Source organism: Mameliella sp. MMSF_3455 (genome assembly GCF_030733205.1).
Taxonomy (GTDB): Bacteria; Pseudomonadota; Alphaproteobacteria; order Rhodobacterales; family Rhodobacteraceae; genus Antarctobacter.
In genome coordinates this window covers 83462-101167 of record NZ_JASHJL010000002.1, presented here as the reverse complement: position 1 = coordinate 101167, position 17706 = coordinate 83462, and the positions used below count along the sequence as shown (strand labels likewise).

Here is a 17706-nt window from a genome sequence, read left to right as displayed (position 1 = left end):
GTATCAGGCCTCCTGCTCTTCGGTCTCGCCGGTGTCGTCGGACAGGTCTGCGTCACCTTCCTCGGCCTCGGCCTCGGCCTCCAGCTCGGTGGGATCGACCCAGCCCAGCAGGACGCGCGCGGTCATGACCATGTTCTGCGCCTCTTCGAGATCGACCTCGAATTTCTCCAGCAGGCCGTCGTCCTTGACGCGCTGGCCGTCCACGGTGGTCCAGCCGCCGGCCAGTTCCCAGTCGGCGCAGGTGGCAAAGTCTTCCAGCGTCTTGATGCCGTCCTCGGCCAGCGCCTCGACCATCTGGGGCGTCAGGCCCTCGAAGTTCACAAGGCTGTCGTCGACGCCCAGTTCGCGGGCGTGTTCCAGCGCCTTGCGCGCCTGTTCTTCCAGAACGTCGCGGGCACGGGCCTGCAACTCGTTGGCGGTGTCCTCGTCCACGCCGTCGATCACCAGCAGCTCGTCGATCTCGACATAGGCCACTTCCTCGAGGTTGGTGAAGCCTTCGGAGACCAGGAGCTGGGCAAAGAACTCGTCCAGGTCCAGCGTGTCCATGAACAGCTTGGTGCGTTCCTCGAACTCGGCCTGGCGGCGCTTCGATTCTTCCTCTTCGGTCATGATGTCGATGTCGAGCGCGGTCAGCTGCGAAGCGAGGCGCACGTTCTGACCGCGACGACCGATCGCCAGCGACAGCTGCTCGTCCGGCACGACCACCTCGATGCGCTCGGCCTCTTCGTCCAGGACCACCTTGCTGACCTCGGCGGGCTGCAGGGCGTTCACCAGGAAGGTCGGCACATCCTCGTTCCACGGAATGATGTCGATCTTTTCGCCCTGAAGCTCGTTCACCACGGCCTGCACGCGGCTGCCGCGCATACCCACGCAGGCGCCGACCGGGTCGATGCCGCTGTCATAGGAAATCACGGCGATCTTGGCGCGCGAACCGGGGTCGCGGGCGACGGCCTTGATCTCGATGATGCCGTCGTAGATTTCCGGCACTTCCATCTTGAACAGCTCGGCCATGAACTGCGGGTCGGTCCGCGACAGGAAGATCTGCGGGCCGCGGGTCTCGCGCCGCACGTCCTTGATGTAGCAGCGGATGCGGTCGCCCGGGCGATACGATTCGCGGCCGATCTTCTCGTTGCGGCGCAGGATCGCCTCGCCACGGCCCACGTCGACGATGACGTTGCCGTATTCCTCGCGCTTGACGACGCCGTTGATGATGGTGCCGGCGCGGTCCTTGAATTCGTCGTACTGGCGGTCGCGCTCGGCCTCGCGGACCTTTTGCAGGATCACCTGCTTGGCCGACTGCGCCGCGATCCGGCCCAGTTCCACCGGCGGCACCTCTTCCGAGTAGACGTCACCCACCTGCGGGTCGGCCATGTACTGCTTGGCCTGCTCGACGGTCATCTCTGCCTGGTAGTTTTCCAGTTCCTCGTCCTCGACCACGGTGCGGACGCGGGTAAAGGTCGCCTTGCCGGTGCGCCGGTCGATCGACACGCGGATGTCCATCTCGGCGCCGTAGCGGGACTTGGCCGCCCGGGCGAGGCTTTCTTCCATCGCTTCGACGACCAGACCGGGGTCGATCATCTTCTCGCGCGCCACCGCCTCGGCGGTCTGCAGGAGTTCCAGCTGGTTTGCAGAGGTGATTGCCATTGTTATTGCTCCTCGTCCCGAGACTGTTCGGTCTCGATCTCGTCAAACTTGGTCTCGTCCAGTGTCGTGCCTGCGCCCTGGGCATCCGCCTTCTTGCGGGCCTTCAGCATGAGGCGGATCAGTTCGTCGGTCATCACCAGCTTGGCGTCGGTCAGCCAGTCGAATTCCAGCCCGATGGTGCCCTCGTCGAGGTTGATCAGGACCTCGCCGTCCTCGACCCCGGCCAGCACGCCGCGAAACCGCTTGCGGCCCTCGATCATCTCCGAGGTCTCAAGCCGGGCTTCGTAGCCCTCGTAGGTCTCGAAATCCTTCAGCCGGGTCAGGGGGCGGTCGATGCCGGGGCTGGACACTTCCAGCGTATAGGCGTCGATGATCGGGTCCTCGACGTCCAGCACGGCGCTGACGGCGGTCGAGATCTCGCCGCATTCATCCACCTCGATTCCGCCCTGGGGGCGTTCGGCCATGATCTGCAGCGTCGGCACCTGTCCACCCATCAGTCGGATGCGGACCAGTTCGAAACCCATGTCCTCGATCACGGGCTGCACGATTTCCGCAAGACGCTTGTCCATGCCGGTCTTTGCGATCAGGTCGGTCATTGGTCACTTGCCTTTCGGGCACAAAAAAACGGGCCAGCGGCCCGTTTGCGAAAGAACGATGGGCGCCGGGGCTGAACCTCGGCGCGCCGCTGTTGAAGCGCATATAGGCGAGCGCCGGACCGGACGCAAGCAGATTCGCGAGGGGAGGGCGCCGGGGCGGATGTCCTCCGCCGCGAAGGCGCCCGGCGGTCAGGGTTAACAAAACCCTGCGCCTTTGTACAAAATGCAGGAATCGCCGTACGTTTTGTACAAAACGTACACAGGCGCGGGCTCAGGTCATGACGTCCGGGGCCGTTCGCCCGGTGCGTTCCGGCAGGCCGGTCAGCGCGTTCACCGCCGCCGCCAGGTCGCGCAGCGCCGCCTGAGTCTCGACGTTCAGATCACCCCCGGCGGGCTCGTAGCGTTCCAGGTAGACGCGGATCGTCGCGCCCTCGGTGCCGGTGCCCGACAGGCGGATCACCGCCCGGCTGTCGTCCTCGAAAAAGATCCGCAAGCCTTGGTTTTTGCTGACAGATCCGTCCACCGGATCGGTGTAGGAGAACTGGTCCGCGCGGGCGATCACCTTGGGCGGATTGCCCACCTCGGTGCCGGGAAGATCGTCCAGCCGGGCGTTCATGTCGCCCATCAGCCCCTCGGCGGCGGCGGCATCCACCGCCTCGTAGTCGTGCCGCGAATAGTAGTCGCGCCCATAGCTGCGCCAGTGGTCCTGGAGGATCTCCGACACGGGAATCTTGCGTGCGGCCAATATGTTAAGCCACAACAGTACCGCCCAAAGCCCGTCCTTTTCGCGGACGTGATCGCTCCCGGTGCCGGCGCTTTCCTCGCCGCAAAGCGTGGCGCGACCCGCGTCCAGCAGGTTGCCGAAGAACTTCCAGCCGGTCGGCGTCTCAAAGCTTTCGATGCCCAGTTTTTCCGCCACACGGTCGGCGGCACGGCTCGTCGGCATCGACCGCGCGACACCTGCCAGCCCGCTGGCGTATCCAGGCGCAAGATGGGCATTTGCGGCCAGCACGGCCAGGCTGTCCGAGGGCGTGACATAGACGCCCTTGCCCAGGATCATGTTGCGATCGCCGTCCCCGTCCGAAGCGGCGGCAAAGTCCGGCCCGTCGTCGCGCATCACCATGTCGACCAGCGGCTTGGCCCAGATCGGGTTCGGGTCCGGATGCCCCTTGCCGAAATCGACCGAAGGCAGGCCGTTCAGCACCGTCCCCTTGGGCGCGCCCAGCATTCCTTCAATGATCGCAGTGGCATAGGGGCCGGTCACCGCGTGCATCGCGTCGAATTTCAGGGTAAAGCCCCCGGCGATCAGCGCCCGGATGGCGTCGAAATCGAACAGCTCCTGCATCAGCGAGGCGTAATCGGCCACCGGGTCCAGGATCTCGACCGTCATCTTGCCCAGCCCGGTTTCGCCCAGGATTCCCAGGTCCACGTCCGGCGTTTCCAGAGTGGTGTATTCGGAAATGCCCTGCGTCTGCTCGTGGATCGCGGCGGTCACGCTCTCCGGCGCGGGACCACCGTTGGAGATGTTGTATTTCAGGCCGAAATCCGCCTCGATGCCGCCCGGGTTATGGCTCGCCGACAGGACAAGCCCGCCATCGGCACCGCGTTTGCGGATCAGGTTCGAGGCAGCCGGCGTCGATAGAAGGCCTTCGCGTCCGACGATGCAGCGCGCGGCACCCTGTGCGGCGGCCATGCGAAGGATGATCTGGATCGCCTCGGCGTTGTAGTAACGCCCGTCCCCGCCGACAACGAATGTCCTATCCTCAACCCCGCCGATGGCGTTGAAGATCGACTGCACGAAGGCCTCGACATAGCCGTCCTGCATGAAGACGCGCGTCTTCTTGCGCAGGCCGGACGTGCCGGGTTTCTGGCCGTCAAAGGGCGTCAGCGGGCGGGTGATGGGCGTCATGGAAATGGTCCTTTCTAATCGGTCCCTCTGCGGTCCTTGGGCATGAAAGCGCGAATGCGGCTCTCGGGCAATGCTTCCTTGAGGCCATCGACCGCCACGGGCAGGCGGCGGCGCCAGTTCGGATGCTCGGCGATGGTGCCGGGCAGGTTCTGCGCCTCGAGGCAACCCAGCAGGTCGTCCAGTTGCAATGCCACCAGCGCGGATGGCGCGGTGCAAAGCCGGGCCTGCACCGCTTCGGTGATCCTGTCGATACGGGCCGCTGGCGGCAGGCCGCACAAGTCGCGCAGGCCCGCACGCTGCCGGGCGCGTTCATCGTGTCGCGCCCGGGTCTGGCTGCTGTTCAGCCAGCCCATGCGTTGCCACCAGTCGATGTCCTGTCCGTACCAGAAGCCGCGCAGCGTCGGCGTGTCGTGGGTGCCGAAACAAGCCAGCGAAAAGGCGCGCAGGTCCTTGGGATCGCACAGTGTTCCGTCTTGCGCCGTCTCGTATTGCCAGACGGCATAACTCAGCAGCCCGGCGCGGTTCAGGGTCTCGCGGAAGCCGTCGGGCACGAGGCCAAGGTCCTCGCCAACCACAAGGCAGCGGGTTCGCGCCGCCTCGATGGCGATCACGGCAAGCAGGCTTTCGAATGGCTGCGAGACATAGCCGCCCGGGCTGCCGTCGTCGGGAATCCAGAAGCTGCGCAACAGGCCCAGCGCGTGATCCACCCGCAGGATGCCCGCCTTGGCCATCAGCTTGCGCAGCATGGCGCGCAGCGGGCGATACTGCGCGGCGCGCAGACGGGCCGGCGCATGGGCGGCCAGGTTCCAGGACTGGCCCTCGGGGTTCAGGTGGTCGGGCGGAGCACCGATGGTGACGCCTTGGGCGATGGTGTCGCGATGCATCCAGACTTCGGCGCCGCCGGGCCGCGCGCCCACGGCCAGGTCAAGGTACAGCCCGAAGTCCATCCCGGCCTCGCGCGCGGTGGCCTGCGCGGCGTCGATCTGTGTCTCGGCCCGCCATTGCAGCCACTGGTGGAATTCCACGCCCTCGGCGGCGGCACGCGCGGCCTCGGGGCCGGGGCGGCGCAGGGCGTCGGGCCAGCTGCGGAAATCCTCGCCGTAAAGGGCGCTCAGTGCTTCGAACTGGGCAAAGGTATCCAACCGGGCACCGCCCTCGGCCCGGAAGCTCTGAAAGGCGCGGCGCTCGGGTTCCGGGGCGGCCTCGAATCGCTGGTATTCGCTGTGCAGCGCGCCGCGCTGGCGTCGGCGGTAGGTGACATAGTCGATCAGCTCATCCCGTGGTGTCGGCCCCAGTCCGGCGCGCGGCGCGATGTGATCGGTGCTGAAAAATCCCCGGTGCGTCGGGGAATAGGGGCTGGTCATCTCCTCGGCGGTCCAGCCCAAGGCGTGGATCGGGTTCAGCCCGAAGAATTGCGCCCCCGCCTGCGCCAGCGCCCGCAGGGCGGCGGGCAGGTCGCCATAGCTGCCCAACCCGCCGTTGTGCGCGGAACGCAGGCCATAAAGCGCGCCGCAAACGCCCCATCCCTTGGCCCGCCCGGTGAGATCCTGAACGGTTGGCGCATGGGCGGGGGCCGCCAGCACCAGCGATTCGGAATGTCGGTCCGGCGCGGCAACATGCAGAGTGAAATACCCCATGCCCAGCGGCGCCATGTCGATGCTGTCGCCGGCCCTCCCCGCCTGCACCTCGGCGCCACTTTCGTCCAGCAGCATCCAGTCGCAGGGCGACGGGACGGGCAGGGACAGCGGCTTGCCCGCGCGGGCCAGGATCTCGGTCGGCACGGGATTCTCGTCCTGCCGGGCGCGCAGATGGTCCAGCGCTTCGGTCACCGCGGCGGGCGTATCGGCCGCGACACCCATGCCCCCGAGAAGCGCGCGCAATGTCTCCGGGGCGGCGGCGTGTTCATGACCTTGCAGATCGTGAAAGCCGAGATGAACGCCATAGGCCTTCGCCAGGTCGCGCAGGTCCTCATCGGCTCCGGTCATGTCGTCTTCTCCGGATGGCGGACAAAGCCCGCGACGCTGAATGCGGCGACGCTGACGGTCGCCTCGGTGATGTCCTGCGGGGTCTGGCGGGACGTCGAACTGTCGATCTCGCGCCGCCAGATACCGGCGGTCCGGGGCAGTTCCAGCACTTGATCGCTGCCCTCGCGGTTGAAGGCCAGCAGGACTTGCTCGGTGTCGGCGCAGCCTGATGGACTTTCGGCACAGCCGCGCAGCAGCAGGCAGAGCGAGGTCAGCCCCGGATCGCGCCAGTTGAGCGCGCTGCCGTCAAAGGCCCGCCACTCCACGTCCGGTTTTCCGTCCTTGCGCTGGACACCGTGCAGGAACCTTCCCTGCCGCAACACGCCGTGCGCCTTGCGGAAAGCGATCAGTGCGGCGGTGAAATTGACCAGGTCCTCGTCCATTGCCGCCCAGTCCAGCCAGCTGGTCTCGTTGTCCTGGCAATAGGCGTTGTTGTTGCCGCCTTGCGAGTTGCCGCCTTCATCACCTGCCAGGATCATCGGCGTGCCCTGAGACAACATCACCGTGGCCAGCATGTTGCGCACGCGCTGTCGGCGGGCCGAGAGAATCGCCTTGTCCTCCGTCTCGCCTTCTTCGCCCAGGTTGTCCGAGTGGTTGGCGTGGTGGCCGTCGCGGTTTCCCTCGCCGTTGGCCTCGTTGTGGCGCTTTGAGTAGGCGGTGACATCGGCCAGGGTGAACCCGTCGTGGGCGGCGGCGAAATTGACAGAGGCCCAGGTGCGTCGCCCACGCGTATCGAACAGGTCGGCCGTGCCAAGAAGGGTCGAACCAAGGTCCTGCGCCGCGTGTCCGTCACCGCGCCAGAAACGCCGGACGGTGTCGCGAAAACGGTCGTTCCACTCGGCGAATTCCGGTGGGAACTCGCCCAGCCGATAGCCGCCATGCCCCAGGTCCCACGGTTCGGCGATCAGCTTGACCTCTGCCAGCAGCGGGTCCTGCCTGAGCGCGTCCATGAATCCGCCATTGCGGTCGAAGCCCTGTCGTTCGCGCCCCAGCGTGGTGGCAAGGTCAAAGCGGAACCCGTCCACGCCCATGCAATCGACCCAGAAACGCAGGGAATCCAGGATCAGGCGCAGGACAAAGGGATGATCCGTGTTCAGCGTGTTCCCGGTGCCGGTGTCGTTCACGTAGAACCGCGGCTGGCCCTCGACCAGCCGGTAGTAAGAGGCATTGTCGAGCCCGCGAAACGAGAAGGTCGGCCCAAGCTGATCGCCCTCGGCCGAGTGGTTGTAGACCACGTCCAGGATCACCTCGATCCCGGCCGCGTGGAACTTGTCGACCATCCGGCGAAATCCCGCCACGCCAGCAGGGCCAAGATAGCGCGGTTCGGGGACAAAGAACCCGGCGGTATTGTAGCCCCAGTAATTGATCAACCCGCGCCCGGTCAGCGCGTTTTCCGACCGGATCGCCTGCACCGGCAACAGTTCGACCGTAGTGATGCCCAGCCGGGTCAGGTGGTCCAGCATCGGGTCCGATGCCAGCCCCTCGACCGTGCCGCGCAAGGCCTCGGGCACTTTCGGGTGGCGCATCGTACTCCCGCGGACATGGGTTTCGTAGATGACCGTGTTGCTCCATCCGCGCCGCAGTCGCTTGCTGCCGGTGGGATAGTCCGCCGGGTCCCAGACCACGGATTTCGGCGTATGGGGGGCGCTGTCGGACGAGTTAAACGACAGATCGGCATCTGCCGAACCGGTGCTGTAGCCGAAGGTGGCAGGATGCGTGCTGAACGCACCGTGCAGGGCGCGGGTATAGGGATCGACCAGCAGCTTGTTTGCATTGAATCGATGGCCGCGTTCGGGGGCAAAGGGGCCGTGGACGCGATAGCCATAGAGCGTCCCGGGCTTCAGCCCGGCCACATACCCGTGCCAGACCGGGCCGCGCCGTTCAGGCAGCGACAGCCGCTGCACCTCGGTTTTGCCATCTGGCGAGAACAGGCACAGGTCGACCCGCTGGGCATGATCCGAGAAGAGCGCGAAGTTGGTGCCTTCACCGTCAAAGACGGCGCCCAGCCGGTTTGGCCGGCCGGCGCCGATCCCGTATGTGCCGCCCTTAGTCTTGGTCATGCGCAGAGGGTCTCGTACATCCGGACATAGTCGCGGGCCGAGCTTTCCCAGCCCACGGGTTGACGCATGGCCGCCGCCTGCATTTGTTTCCAGAGGTTCCGGTCGGAATAGGCGGCGATGGCGCGGGCTATCGCATCCTCGATCCCGGCGACGGAGACATCGTCAAAGACAAAGCCCGTGGCCACGCCCGCCGCCAGCGCCGCGTGGTTGGCGTCGATCACCGTGTCGGCCAGCCCGCCGGTCCGCGCCACCACCGGCAAGGTGCCGTAGCGCAACCCGTACAGCTGGGTCAGGCCGCAGGGTTCGAACCGCGAGGGGATCAGGATCGCGTCAGAGCCGCCCTGCATCAGGTGCGACAGCGCCTCGTCATAGCCGATCTCGACCCCCACCTTTCCGGGAAACTGCGCGGCGGCGTCACGAAAGGCCCGCTCCAGCTCCGGATCGCCCGAGCCGAGCAACGCCAGCTGCCCGCCGCCCGCGACCAGCGCGGGCAGGGCGCCGGCCAGCGCGTCCAGCCCCTTTTGCAGGGTCAGGCGGCTGATGACGCAAAAAAGCGGGCCGTCATGATCAGGGTCCAGCCCAAGCCGCTCTGCCAGTGCGGCGCGGTTCTTGGCCTTGGCCCCCAGCCGTTTCAGCCCGTAGGTCGCGGGCAGGGCAGGATCGCTCTTGGGGTTCCAGGCCTCCAGGTCGATGCCGTTCAGGATGCCGGTCAGATCAGAAGCCCGACCCGCCAGAACCCCGTTCAGGCCCATGCCGAACTGCGGTGTCAGGATCTCGCGCGCATAGGTCGGGCTGACGGTCGTGATGTGATCGGCATAGACCAGCCCGGCCTTGAGAAAGCTGACATCGCCGTAGTATTCCAGCCCGCCGGGGTGGAACCAGTCGCTGCGCAACTGCAGATCGCCCATGACATGCGGGCCAAACCGGCCCTGGAAGGCGATGTTGTGGATGGTGATGACCGACTTGGGCGGCTTGCGTCCATCCTGTTTCAGATAGACCGGTGCCAGCGCGGCCTGCCAGTCATGCGCGTGCAGCACGTCCGGCACCCAGCCGTCCAGCCCGTCGAAACTGATCCGGGCCGCCGCCTGTGCCAACGCGCCGAATCGACGGTGATTGTCGGGCCAGTCCTTGCCATCGGCGCCGGTGTAGGGTGCGCCGGGCCGGTCGAAGAGCTGCGGCGCGTCCAGTAGAAGCAAGGTCAGGCCCTGGGCCTGAACCTCGACCAGCCGCCCGGTGCCTCCGGGCAGATCGCCAAAGCTGGCCACCTCCTTGCCCTTGGCCAGCAAGGGGAACAGCGCCGGGTAGGCGGGTAGGACCGTCTTGACCTCGACCCCCAGCGGCGCCAACGCGCCCGGCAGGGCACCCGCCACGTCCGCGAGCCCCCCGGTCTTGACGAAGGGCGCACATTCCGAGGTGACCATCAGCACCTTCATGGGTTTACTCCAGGTCTTCGATCATCTTGCGCGTGATCAGGCAGATACCCTGTTCCGTCCTGCGAAAGCGCTTGGCGTCCAGTTCGGGGTCCTCACCCACGACCAGCCCCGGCGGGATCTGCACCCCGCGGTCGATGATCGCGTTCTTGACATGCGCCCGTCGTCCGACCTCTGAGTAGGGCAGGGCGACGACGCCTTCGAGCTGTGAATAGGAATGCGTCTTGACCCCGGTGAACATCAGGCAGCGATACAGTGACGAGCCAGAGATGATGCAGCCGCCCGACACCATCGACGATACGGCCTGACCACGCCGGCCTTCCTCGTTGTGGATGAACTTGGCCGGGGCCGTCAGTTCGGAATAGGTCCAGATCGGCCAGTCGGTGGCGTAGAGGTCCAGCTCGGGCTCGAAATCGGTGAGGTCGATATTGGCCTGCCAGTAGGCATCCAGCGTGCCGACGTCGCGCCAGTAGGGCTTTGTCTCCAGACCGGCCATCACGCAGGACCGGCCGAAGGGATGGGCCACCGCGTCGCCCGAGGCGACCAGCCCGGGAATGATGTCCTTGCCGAAATCATGGCTGGAATTCGGGTCCTTGGCATCCGCCTCCAGCAGGTCGCAGAGGAAATCGGTCTCGAAGACGTAGATCCCCATCGAGGCCAGGGAACGGGTCGGATCGTCCGGCATGGTCGGCGGATCGGCGGGCTTTTCGACGAAGTCCAGGATCTTGTCGTTCTCGTCCACCGCCATGACGCCAAAGCCCTTGGCCTCTTCGCGCGGCACCTCGATACAGCCGACCGTCACCTTGGCGCCGGACACCACATGCTGTTCGATCATGTGGGAATAGTCCTGCTTGTAGATGTGGTCCCCGGCGAGGATCAGGATGTACTTGGGCTCGTACCCCTTGATGATCGAGATGTTCTGGGTGACCGCGTCGGCGGTGCCCTTGTACCAGTTTTCCTCGTCCAGCTGCTGTGACGCCGGGAGAATATCCAGCCCCTCGTTGCGTTCGGCCCGGAAAAAGGACCAGCCGCGTTGCAGGTGGCGGATCAGGCTGTGTGCCTTGTACTGGGTGGCAACGCCGATGCGGCGGATGCCAGAGTTGACCGCGTTCGACAGGGCAAAGTCGATGATCCGGGTCTTGCCGCCGAAATAGACCGCGGGTTTGGCACGGATGTCGGTCATTTCTTTCAGGCGCGACCCGCGTCCGCCTGCCAGGACATAGGCCATCGTTTGCTGGGCCAGTCTGAACCTGTCGTATTCCATGTGATCCTCCCCCGTTGATTGGCGCCCGGTCACTCCCCCCCGGACAGTTGAAAGAACACCGTCGCCAGCGGCGGTACGGTGATCTCGATCGAATAGGCGCAGCCGTGTGCGGATTCCGCCGTGGCGGTTACGCCGCCCGGGTTGCCCTGGCCGCTGCCGCCATATAGCGGCGCGTCGGTGTTCAGGCGTTCGTCCCAGTGGCCCGCATGCGGCACGCCGATCCGGTAATCATGCCGCGTCACCGGCGTGAAATTCGACACCATCAGCACCGGCGCCTCGCCCTCGTCGCCCATGCGTATCCATGTGAAGATGGATTCCGCCGCGTTGCCACCATCGATCCAGCGGAAGCCCTCTGCCTTGCTGTCCAGTTGGTACAGCGCGGGTGTGCCCCGGTAGAGCGTGTTGAGATCGCGGACCAGCCGCTGCATCCCCTTGTGTGGCTCCTGCTCCAGCAGGTGCCAGTCGAGGCTGCGGTTGTGGTTCCATTCCTCCCACTGCGCGATCTCGCCTCCCATGAACATCAGCTTCTTGCCGGGGTGTCCGTACATGAAGCCGAAATAGGCGCGCAGGTTCGCGAATTTCTGCCAGTCGTCGCCCGGCATCCGCGACAGCAGCGACCCCTTGCCGTGCACGACCTCGTCATGGCTGAGCGGCAGCACGAAGTTTTCGGAAAAGGCGTAGTGAAGCCCGAAGGTCATCTTGTCGTGGTGGTATTTGCGGTTGATCGGGTCCTCGCCCATGTAGCGCAGGGTGTCGTTCATCCACCCCATGTTCCACTTGAAGCCAAAGCCCAGTCCGCCGGTATCGGTGGGCGCGCTGACGCCCGGAAAGGCGGTGGATTCCTCTGCCACGGTCATGATGTCCGGGTGGGCCGCGTAGACCTGTTCGTTCATGTGCCGCAGAAAGGCGATGGCCTCGAGGTTCTCGCGCCCGCCGTGCTGATTGGGAATCCATTCCCCGTCCTTGCGGGAATAGTCGCGATACAGCATCGAGGCCACCGCATCGACGCGCAGCCCGTCGATGTGGAACTCCTCCAGCCAGAAACGCGCGTTGGCGATCAGGAAATTCGCCACCTCGGTGCGGCCATAGTTGTAGACCAGCGTGTTCCAGTCCGGGTGATAGCCTTCCTTCGGGTCGGAATGTTCATACAGGGCTGAGCCGTCGAACCGTGCGAGCCCGTGGCTGTCGGTGGGGAAATGGCCCGGCACCCAGTCGATGATCACGCCCAGGCCGGCGCCATGCGCGGCCTCGACAAGTGCCCGGAAATCCTCGGGCGTGCCAAAACGCGAGGTCGGGGCATAGAGGCCCACGGGCTGATAGCCCCAGGAGCCACCGAAGGGGTATTCGGAAATCGGTGTCAGCTCGATATGGGTAAAGCCCATCTCGGCGGCGTAGCGCACCAGTTCCTCGGCATGTTCGCGGTAGGACAGCGGGCGGTCGCCGTCTTCCGGCACGCGGCGCCAGCTTTCCAGATGGACCTCGTAGATCGCGATCGGCTGATCGATGCGGTGTTTCTGCCAGCGCGTCGCCATCCAGCCGTTGTCCATCCACCAGTGCTGGCCCAGATCGCGGACGACAGAGGCGGTGTTGGGCGGCAATTCGGCGCCGAATCCCACCGGGTCGGCCTTGAGCGGCAGGAGCATCCCGTTGGCGTCCAGCAGCTCGAACTTGTAGAGTGCGCCCTCACTCACGCCGGGCACGAAGATTTCCCAGATGCCGGTTGGCCCACGGCGGCGCATGACGTGGCGGCGGCCGTCCCATTCGTTGAAGTTGCCAACCACCGACACACGCGCAGCGTTGGGCGCCCAGACGGCGAAATGTACGCCCCATGTCCCGGCGTAAGAGGTCAGATGTGCCCCCAGCGCGCGCCAGAGCTGCCCATGTGTGCCTTCGCCCAGCAGGTACTCGTCGACCTCGCCCAGCACGGTGCCGAAGGCATAGGCGTCTTCCTCTTCCCAGCTCTCGTTGCCGCGCGACAGGCGCAGGCGATAGTCATAACGCCCGGCAATTCCCGGCAGGATGCCATCGTACAGCCCCGGCGCGCCCTCGACCGGGTCCAGCACCGCCAGCAACATGCCACTGTCACGCGCCAGAACCTCGACCCGGTCGACATTCGGGTAGAAGACCCGCACGCATTGGCTGCCGTCCGGCAGGGTGTGTTGGCCAAGCACAGAGAACGGGTCGCCGTGGCGTCCCTCGACGATGTCTCGTGCCGTGCGTTGGTCGAGAGGGGCTGTCATGCGCTTTGCTCCAGTTGGCCGTCAATGGCGCTATGCACGTTCCAGATGTCACGCGCGTAACCCCGGATCGTTCTGTCGGAGGAAAACCAGCCGACGCTGGCGGTGTTGCTCAGGGCCATTGCCGCCCAGGTCGACTGGTGCTTGAAGGCCTCGTCGGCGCGGCGCTGGGTGTCAAAGTAGCTGTCGAAATCGCAGGATACGAGGAAATGGTCGTGATCCCAAAGATTTCCGACAATTCCGTGATAGCGCCCCGGTTCCTGCGGAGAGAACCGCCCCTCGGCAATCTGGGCCAGCACCTTTTGCATCCGCGGGCTTTGTTCGATGGCGGCGCGGGCATAGCCGTGGTGATTGCGGCGTTCGATCACCTCTTCGGCGGTCAGGCCGAAGAGAAAGAAGTTTTCCGCCCCGACATGTTCACGGATTTCCACGTTGGCGCCATCCAGCGTGCCGATCGTCAGCGCGCCGTTCAGGGCGAATTTCATGTTGCCCGTGCCGCTGGCCTCCTTGCCGGCGGTCGAGATCTGTTCGCTGAGATCCGCCGCCGGGATCAGCAGTTCGGCCATCGTGACATTGTAGTTGGGCGGATAGACGATCTTCAGCAGGTCTTTCGTCACCGGATCGTTGTTCAGCACCGCCGCCACGTCGTTGATCAGGCGGATGATCTCCTTGGCGACGTGATAGCCCGGCGCGGCCTTGCCGCCGAAAATCTTGACCCGCGGTGTCCAGTCGCCGCCGGGGTTCGCGTGCATCTCGTTCCAGAGCGCGATGGTTTCCAAGATGTTCATCAACTGGCGCTTGTATTCATGGATGCGCTTGATCTGGACGTCGAACATCGCGTTCGGGTCGATGGCGATGCCGCAATGGTCCTGGACCCAGTGGGACAGACGCTCCTTGTTGATCCGCTTGGCCGCCATGAAGGCGCGCAGGAAGTCCGGGTCGCCCGTGCGGCTCCGCAGCCCGCCCAGCTGTTCCAGGTCCGCAGCCCAGCCCTCGCCGATTTCCCGGGTGATGAGGTCGCTCAGCGCCGGGTTGCAGCCGTGCAGCCAGCGGCGCGGCGTGATGCCGTTGGTCTGGTTCACGATGCGGGTGGGGTGGATGCGGTGCAGGTCGGCAAAGACAGTGGATTTCACCAGGTCGGTGTGCAACGCCGAGACGCCGTTGACCTTGTGCGCCATGATGAAGGCCAGCTCGCCCATGTTGACGTTGCCGTGGTCCAGGATGCGCGGGCTGCCCGGATATTGCGCCTGTTGGTCGGCTTCGATGGCGCGGATGATTTCCAGGTGGCGGGGCAGCACGCGACCCAACAGCCATTCGGGCCAGCGTTCCAGCGCTTCGGGCAAGAGCGTGTGGTTGGTGTAGCCCAGGCAGCGGCGGGCAATGTCGATGGCTTCTGGCATCTCCAATCCATGCTCGTCAGCCAGGATGCGCACCAGTTCCGGTCCGGCGATGGCCGGATGTGTATCGTTGAGCTGGATCGCCGCGGCCTCTGGCAGCTGGCGGATGTCGTCGTGATCGATGAAAAAGCGGCGCAGCAGGTCCTGGATCGACGCGGCGGTAAAGAAATATTCTTGCTTCAGGCGCAGTTCCTTGCCGCTTTCGGTCGTGTCGTCCGGATACAGAACCCGGCAGATCGTGCGGGCCAGCGCCTCGGACCGGCTGGCGGCAAGGTAGTCGCCCCGGTTGAAGCTGGCGAGGTCGAATTCCTTTTGCGGCCGCGCCGACCAAAGGCGCAGCGTGTTGCCCCAGCGCCCCTGCCAGCCGACAACGGGTGTGTCGAAGGCGGTGGCGATCACGGTTTCATGCGGATGCCACTGGGCCTTGCCTTCATGGTGATGGACATGGCCGCCGAAGCAGACCTTGTAGTTCACCTCGGGGCGTTCGAATTCCCAGGCGTGGCGCTGTTGCAGCCATGTCTCCGGCTTTTCGATCTGCTGACCCTCGACGAAATCCTGTTCGAACAGCCCGTGTTCGTAACGGATGCCAAAGCCCATCGCGGGGATTCCAAGCGTGGCGAGGCTGTCCATGAAGCAGGCCGCCAACCGGCCAAGGCCGCCATTCCCCAGCGCCGCGTCCGGTTCGTCCTTGACCAGCTGATCATAGTCCTGGCCCAGTTCGGTCACTGCGGCGCGGGCTTCGTCGACAAGGCCAAGATTCGCAGCCACGTCTTCGATCAGGCGGCCGATCAGGAATTCCATCGACAGGTAATAGACGCGCTTGGCGTGGCGGTCGTAACTGGCCTTGGTGCTCTGGAACCAGGACTCCATCATCCGGTCCCGCAGGGTCAGAGACAGCGCCATGCGCCAGTCGTAGATCGCGGCATGCTCGGCGTCCTTGCCTAGCGAGCAACGCAGATGTGCGAGGATGTCGTCTTTCATTGGATCGGTCCTGTCCTTCGGGCGGCGGTATGCGCGCCACTGATCCGTGTCACGCCTGTTATCGCTAACGACAGTTTCCAGGCATTGGCCAGACCTGACTTGGAGCAGCGTGAACCCGCGAGCGCCCTGTTGCAAGCAGGTCCCTAAAAAAGGCCGTCCCCTGCCTGTTTCGGGGGCGGCCATGCGGATTCTATGCCGCGGCCTTGGGCACTAGTTGCTGTTCCTCGACGGGGGGCGGTTCCATCGCGCCGGTCATGATGGCCACGGCATCCGACATCGAGATCTTGGCCGGATCGACCACGGCGTGCCGTTTGCCCAGCCGGTGAATGTGGACGCGATCGGCCACCTCGAAGACATGCGGCATGTTGTGGCTGATCAGGATGATCGGGATGCCCTTGGCGCGTACGTCCTGGATCAGCTCCAGCACCCGGCGGCTTTCCTTGACCCCCAGCGCGGCGGTTGGTTCGTCCATGATGATGAACTTGCGGGCAAAGGCCGCGGCGCGGGCCACGGCGACGCCCTGGCGCTGACCGCCGGACAGGGTCTCGACCGCCTGGTTGATCGACTGGACAGTCATCAGGCCCAGCTCGGTCAGCTTGTCGCGGGCGAATTTCTCCATCGCCCTCTTGTCGAGCTGGCGAAAGACGCTGCCCATGATGCCGGGTTTTCGCAGTTCGCGCCCGGCGAACATGTTGTCCGCGATGGACAGGGCTGGGGACAGGGCCAACTGCTGGTAGACGATCTCGATCCCCATTTCCCGCGCCTGCAGGGGCGAGGTGAAATGCACTGGCTTGCCTTCGATCCTGATCTCGCCTTCGTCGGCCTGCACGGCGCCGCAGATCGCCTTGACGATCGAGGACTTGCCGGCCCCGTTGTCGCCGATCACCGCCAGCACTTCGCCAGGGAAAAGATCGAAATCGGAGTGGTTGATCGCGGTGACGTGGCCATAGCGCTTCACGATCCCGCGGCCTTGAACGATGGGTTGCACAGTCATTATCCCGACACCTTCCGGATCCATTGGTCGACAGAGACGGCCGCGATGATGAGCACGCCGATGAGCAGGTAGGTCCACTGCGCGTCCGCGCCGAGCAGCCGCAGGCCAAGGGTGAACACCCCGACGATCAGTGCCCCGAAGAGCGAGCCCAGGACCGAGCCGCGACCGCCGAAGAGCGAAATGCCCCCGATCACCACGGCGGTGATGCTTTCGATGTTGGCCAACTGGCCGGAGGTGGGAGAGACGGAACCGATGCGCCCGATCAGGGCCCAGCCGGCAAAGGCGCAGATCAGGCCGGAAAGCGCGTAGACCGAGACGAGAACCTTGTTCGCTTCCATCCCCGACAGTTCTGCGGCTTCCTTGTCATCGCCCACCGCGTAGACATGCCGGCCCCAGGCGGTCTGCGTCAGGGCATAGGTCAGCACGGCAAAGAGGATCAGCATGAAGATCGCGCCGAATGTCAGGCGTGCGCTGCCGATCTGGATCACGTTGCCGAAGAATTGCAGGATCGGGGCGTGCTCCGAGATTTCCTGCGAGCGGATGGTTTCGTTCGCCGAATAGAGGAAGTTGGCGGCCAGAACGATCTGCCACATGCCCAACGTCACGATGAAGGGAGGCAGTTTCATCCGCGTGACCAACAGGCCGTTGATGGCGCCGATGCCGGTGCCGACCGCCAGGCCGCAGATCACCGCGAGGCCCGGAGGAATACCATAGCGAAAGGTGAACTGTCCCATGACGACGGAACTCATGACCATGATGGCGCCGACGCTGAGGTCGATGCCGGCGGTCAGGATCACCAGGGATTGCGCCGCAGCGACGATGCCGACGATCTGCACCTGTTGCAGGATCAGCGTCAGAGCGAAGGGCGAAAAGAACTTGGAGCCCAGCAGCAGCCCGAAGACGATGATAGACAGGACCAGGACGATCAGTGGAACCAGGGCCGGATTCGTATGCAAACGGTGCTGGAGGTTGTAGACGAAACCTTCCCGCTTTTCGAATTCGGCCACGCTCTGCGTGGCTTCGGACAACGACGACTCGTAGTCCTGCCCCTTCGAGGCAGACTCTGACATGGGGGTCCTCCCGTCTATGTAGGTGCGTTCTGATGCGCGTTTTGAACCAGCCTAATCGATCGGATGGCTTCGCGTCTATCGGCAAGGGGGCGGGCGCCGC

At 65.0% G+C, this 17706-nt stretch carries 11 protein-coding genes; all 11 read right to left on the bottom strand.

The window, feature by feature from the left end; genetic code table 11:
- Positions 1-3: 3 nt before the first annotated feature.
- The 11 genes from nusA to RBB42_RS01610 all read right to left on the bottom strand — a co-directional run bounded on the left by nusA (position 4) and on the right by RBB42_RS01610 (position 17606).
- A complete protein-coding gene (gene nusA, locus RBB42_RS01660; RefSeq protein ID WP_305967925.1) occupies positions 4-1644 on the bottom strand; it encodes a transcription termination factor NusA in 1641 nt (546 codons plus the stop codon).
- 2 nt (positions 1645-1646) lie between these two features.
- Entirely contained in the window at positions 1647-2240 is a 594-nt protein-coding gene (gene rimP / locus RBB42_RS01655; protein WP_305967926.1) for a ribosome maturation factor RimP, read from the bottom strand.
- Positions 2241-2511: 271 nt separating this feature from the next.
- Positions 2512-4149 carry an alpha-D-glucose phosphate-specific phosphoglucomutase gene (locus RBB42_RS01650; protein ID WP_305967927.1) on the bottom strand — a complete coding sequence of 546 codons (1638 nt, stop codon included), beginning with the start codon at positions 4147-4149 and terminating at the stop codon, positions 2512-2514.
- Positions 4150-4163: 14 nt separating this feature from the next.
- Complete coding sequence (malQ, locus tag RBB42_RS01645; RefSeq protein WP_305967928.1) at positions 4164-6134, bottom strand: 4-alpha-glucanotransferase; 1971 nt, start codon at positions 6132-6134, stop codon at positions 4164-4166.
- Positions 6131-8233 carry a glycogen debranching protein GlgX gene (gene glgX / locus RBB42_RS01640; RefSeq protein ID WP_305967929.1) on the bottom strand — a complete coding sequence of 701 codons (2103 nt, stop codon included), beginning with the start codon at positions 8231-8233 and terminating at the stop codon, positions 6131-6133. The genes malQ and glgX overlap by 4 nt, the downstream gene beginning before the upstream one ends.
- Positions 8230-9666, bottom strand: coding sequence for a glycogen synthase GlgA (glgA, locus tag RBB42_RS01635; protein ID WP_305967930.1), 1437 nt, complete (start codon positions 9664-9666; stop codon positions 8230-8232). Before glgA ends, glgX begins: the two co-directional genes overlap by 4 nt.
- A gap of 4 nt (positions 9667-9670) precedes the next feature.
- On the bottom strand, positions 9671-10927 hold the full coding sequence (glgC, locus tag RBB42_RS01630; protein ID WP_305967931.1) for a glucose-1-phosphate adenylyltransferase: 1257 nt from the start codon (positions 10925-10927) through the stop codon (positions 9671-9673).
- Between the two features lie 29 nt (positions 10928-10956).
- The gene (glgB, locus tag RBB42_RS01625; RefSeq protein ID WP_305967932.1) at positions 10957-13167 is read right to left on the bottom strand and encodes a 1,4-alpha-glucan branching protein GlgB; all 2211 of its coding nucleotides are present in this window, start codon (positions 13165-13167) and stop codon (positions 10957-10959) included.
- Positions 13164-15542: a glycogen/starch/alpha-glucan phosphorylase gene (locus tag RBB42_RS01620; RefSeq protein WP_305967933.1), complete on the bottom strand. Its 2379-nt coding sequence runs from the start codon at positions 15540-15542 to the stop codon at positions 13164-13166. The genes glgB and RBB42_RS01620 overlap by 4 nt, the downstream gene beginning before the upstream one ends.
- A gap of 190 nt (positions 15543-15732) precedes the next feature.
- The gene (locus RBB42_RS01615) at positions 15733-16536 is read right to left on the bottom strand and encodes an ATP-binding cassette domain-containing protein (protein ID WP_305967934.1); all 804 of its coding nucleotides are present in this window, start codon (positions 16534-16536) and stop codon (positions 15733-15735) included.
- A complete protein-coding gene (locus RBB42_RS01610) occupies positions 16536-17606 on the bottom strand; it encodes an ABC transporter permease (protein WP_305967935.1) in 1071 nt (356 codons plus the stop codon). The genes RBB42_RS01615 and RBB42_RS01610 overlap by 1 nt, the downstream gene beginning before the upstream one ends.
- Between the last annotated feature and the right edge of the window lie 100 nt (positions 17607-17706).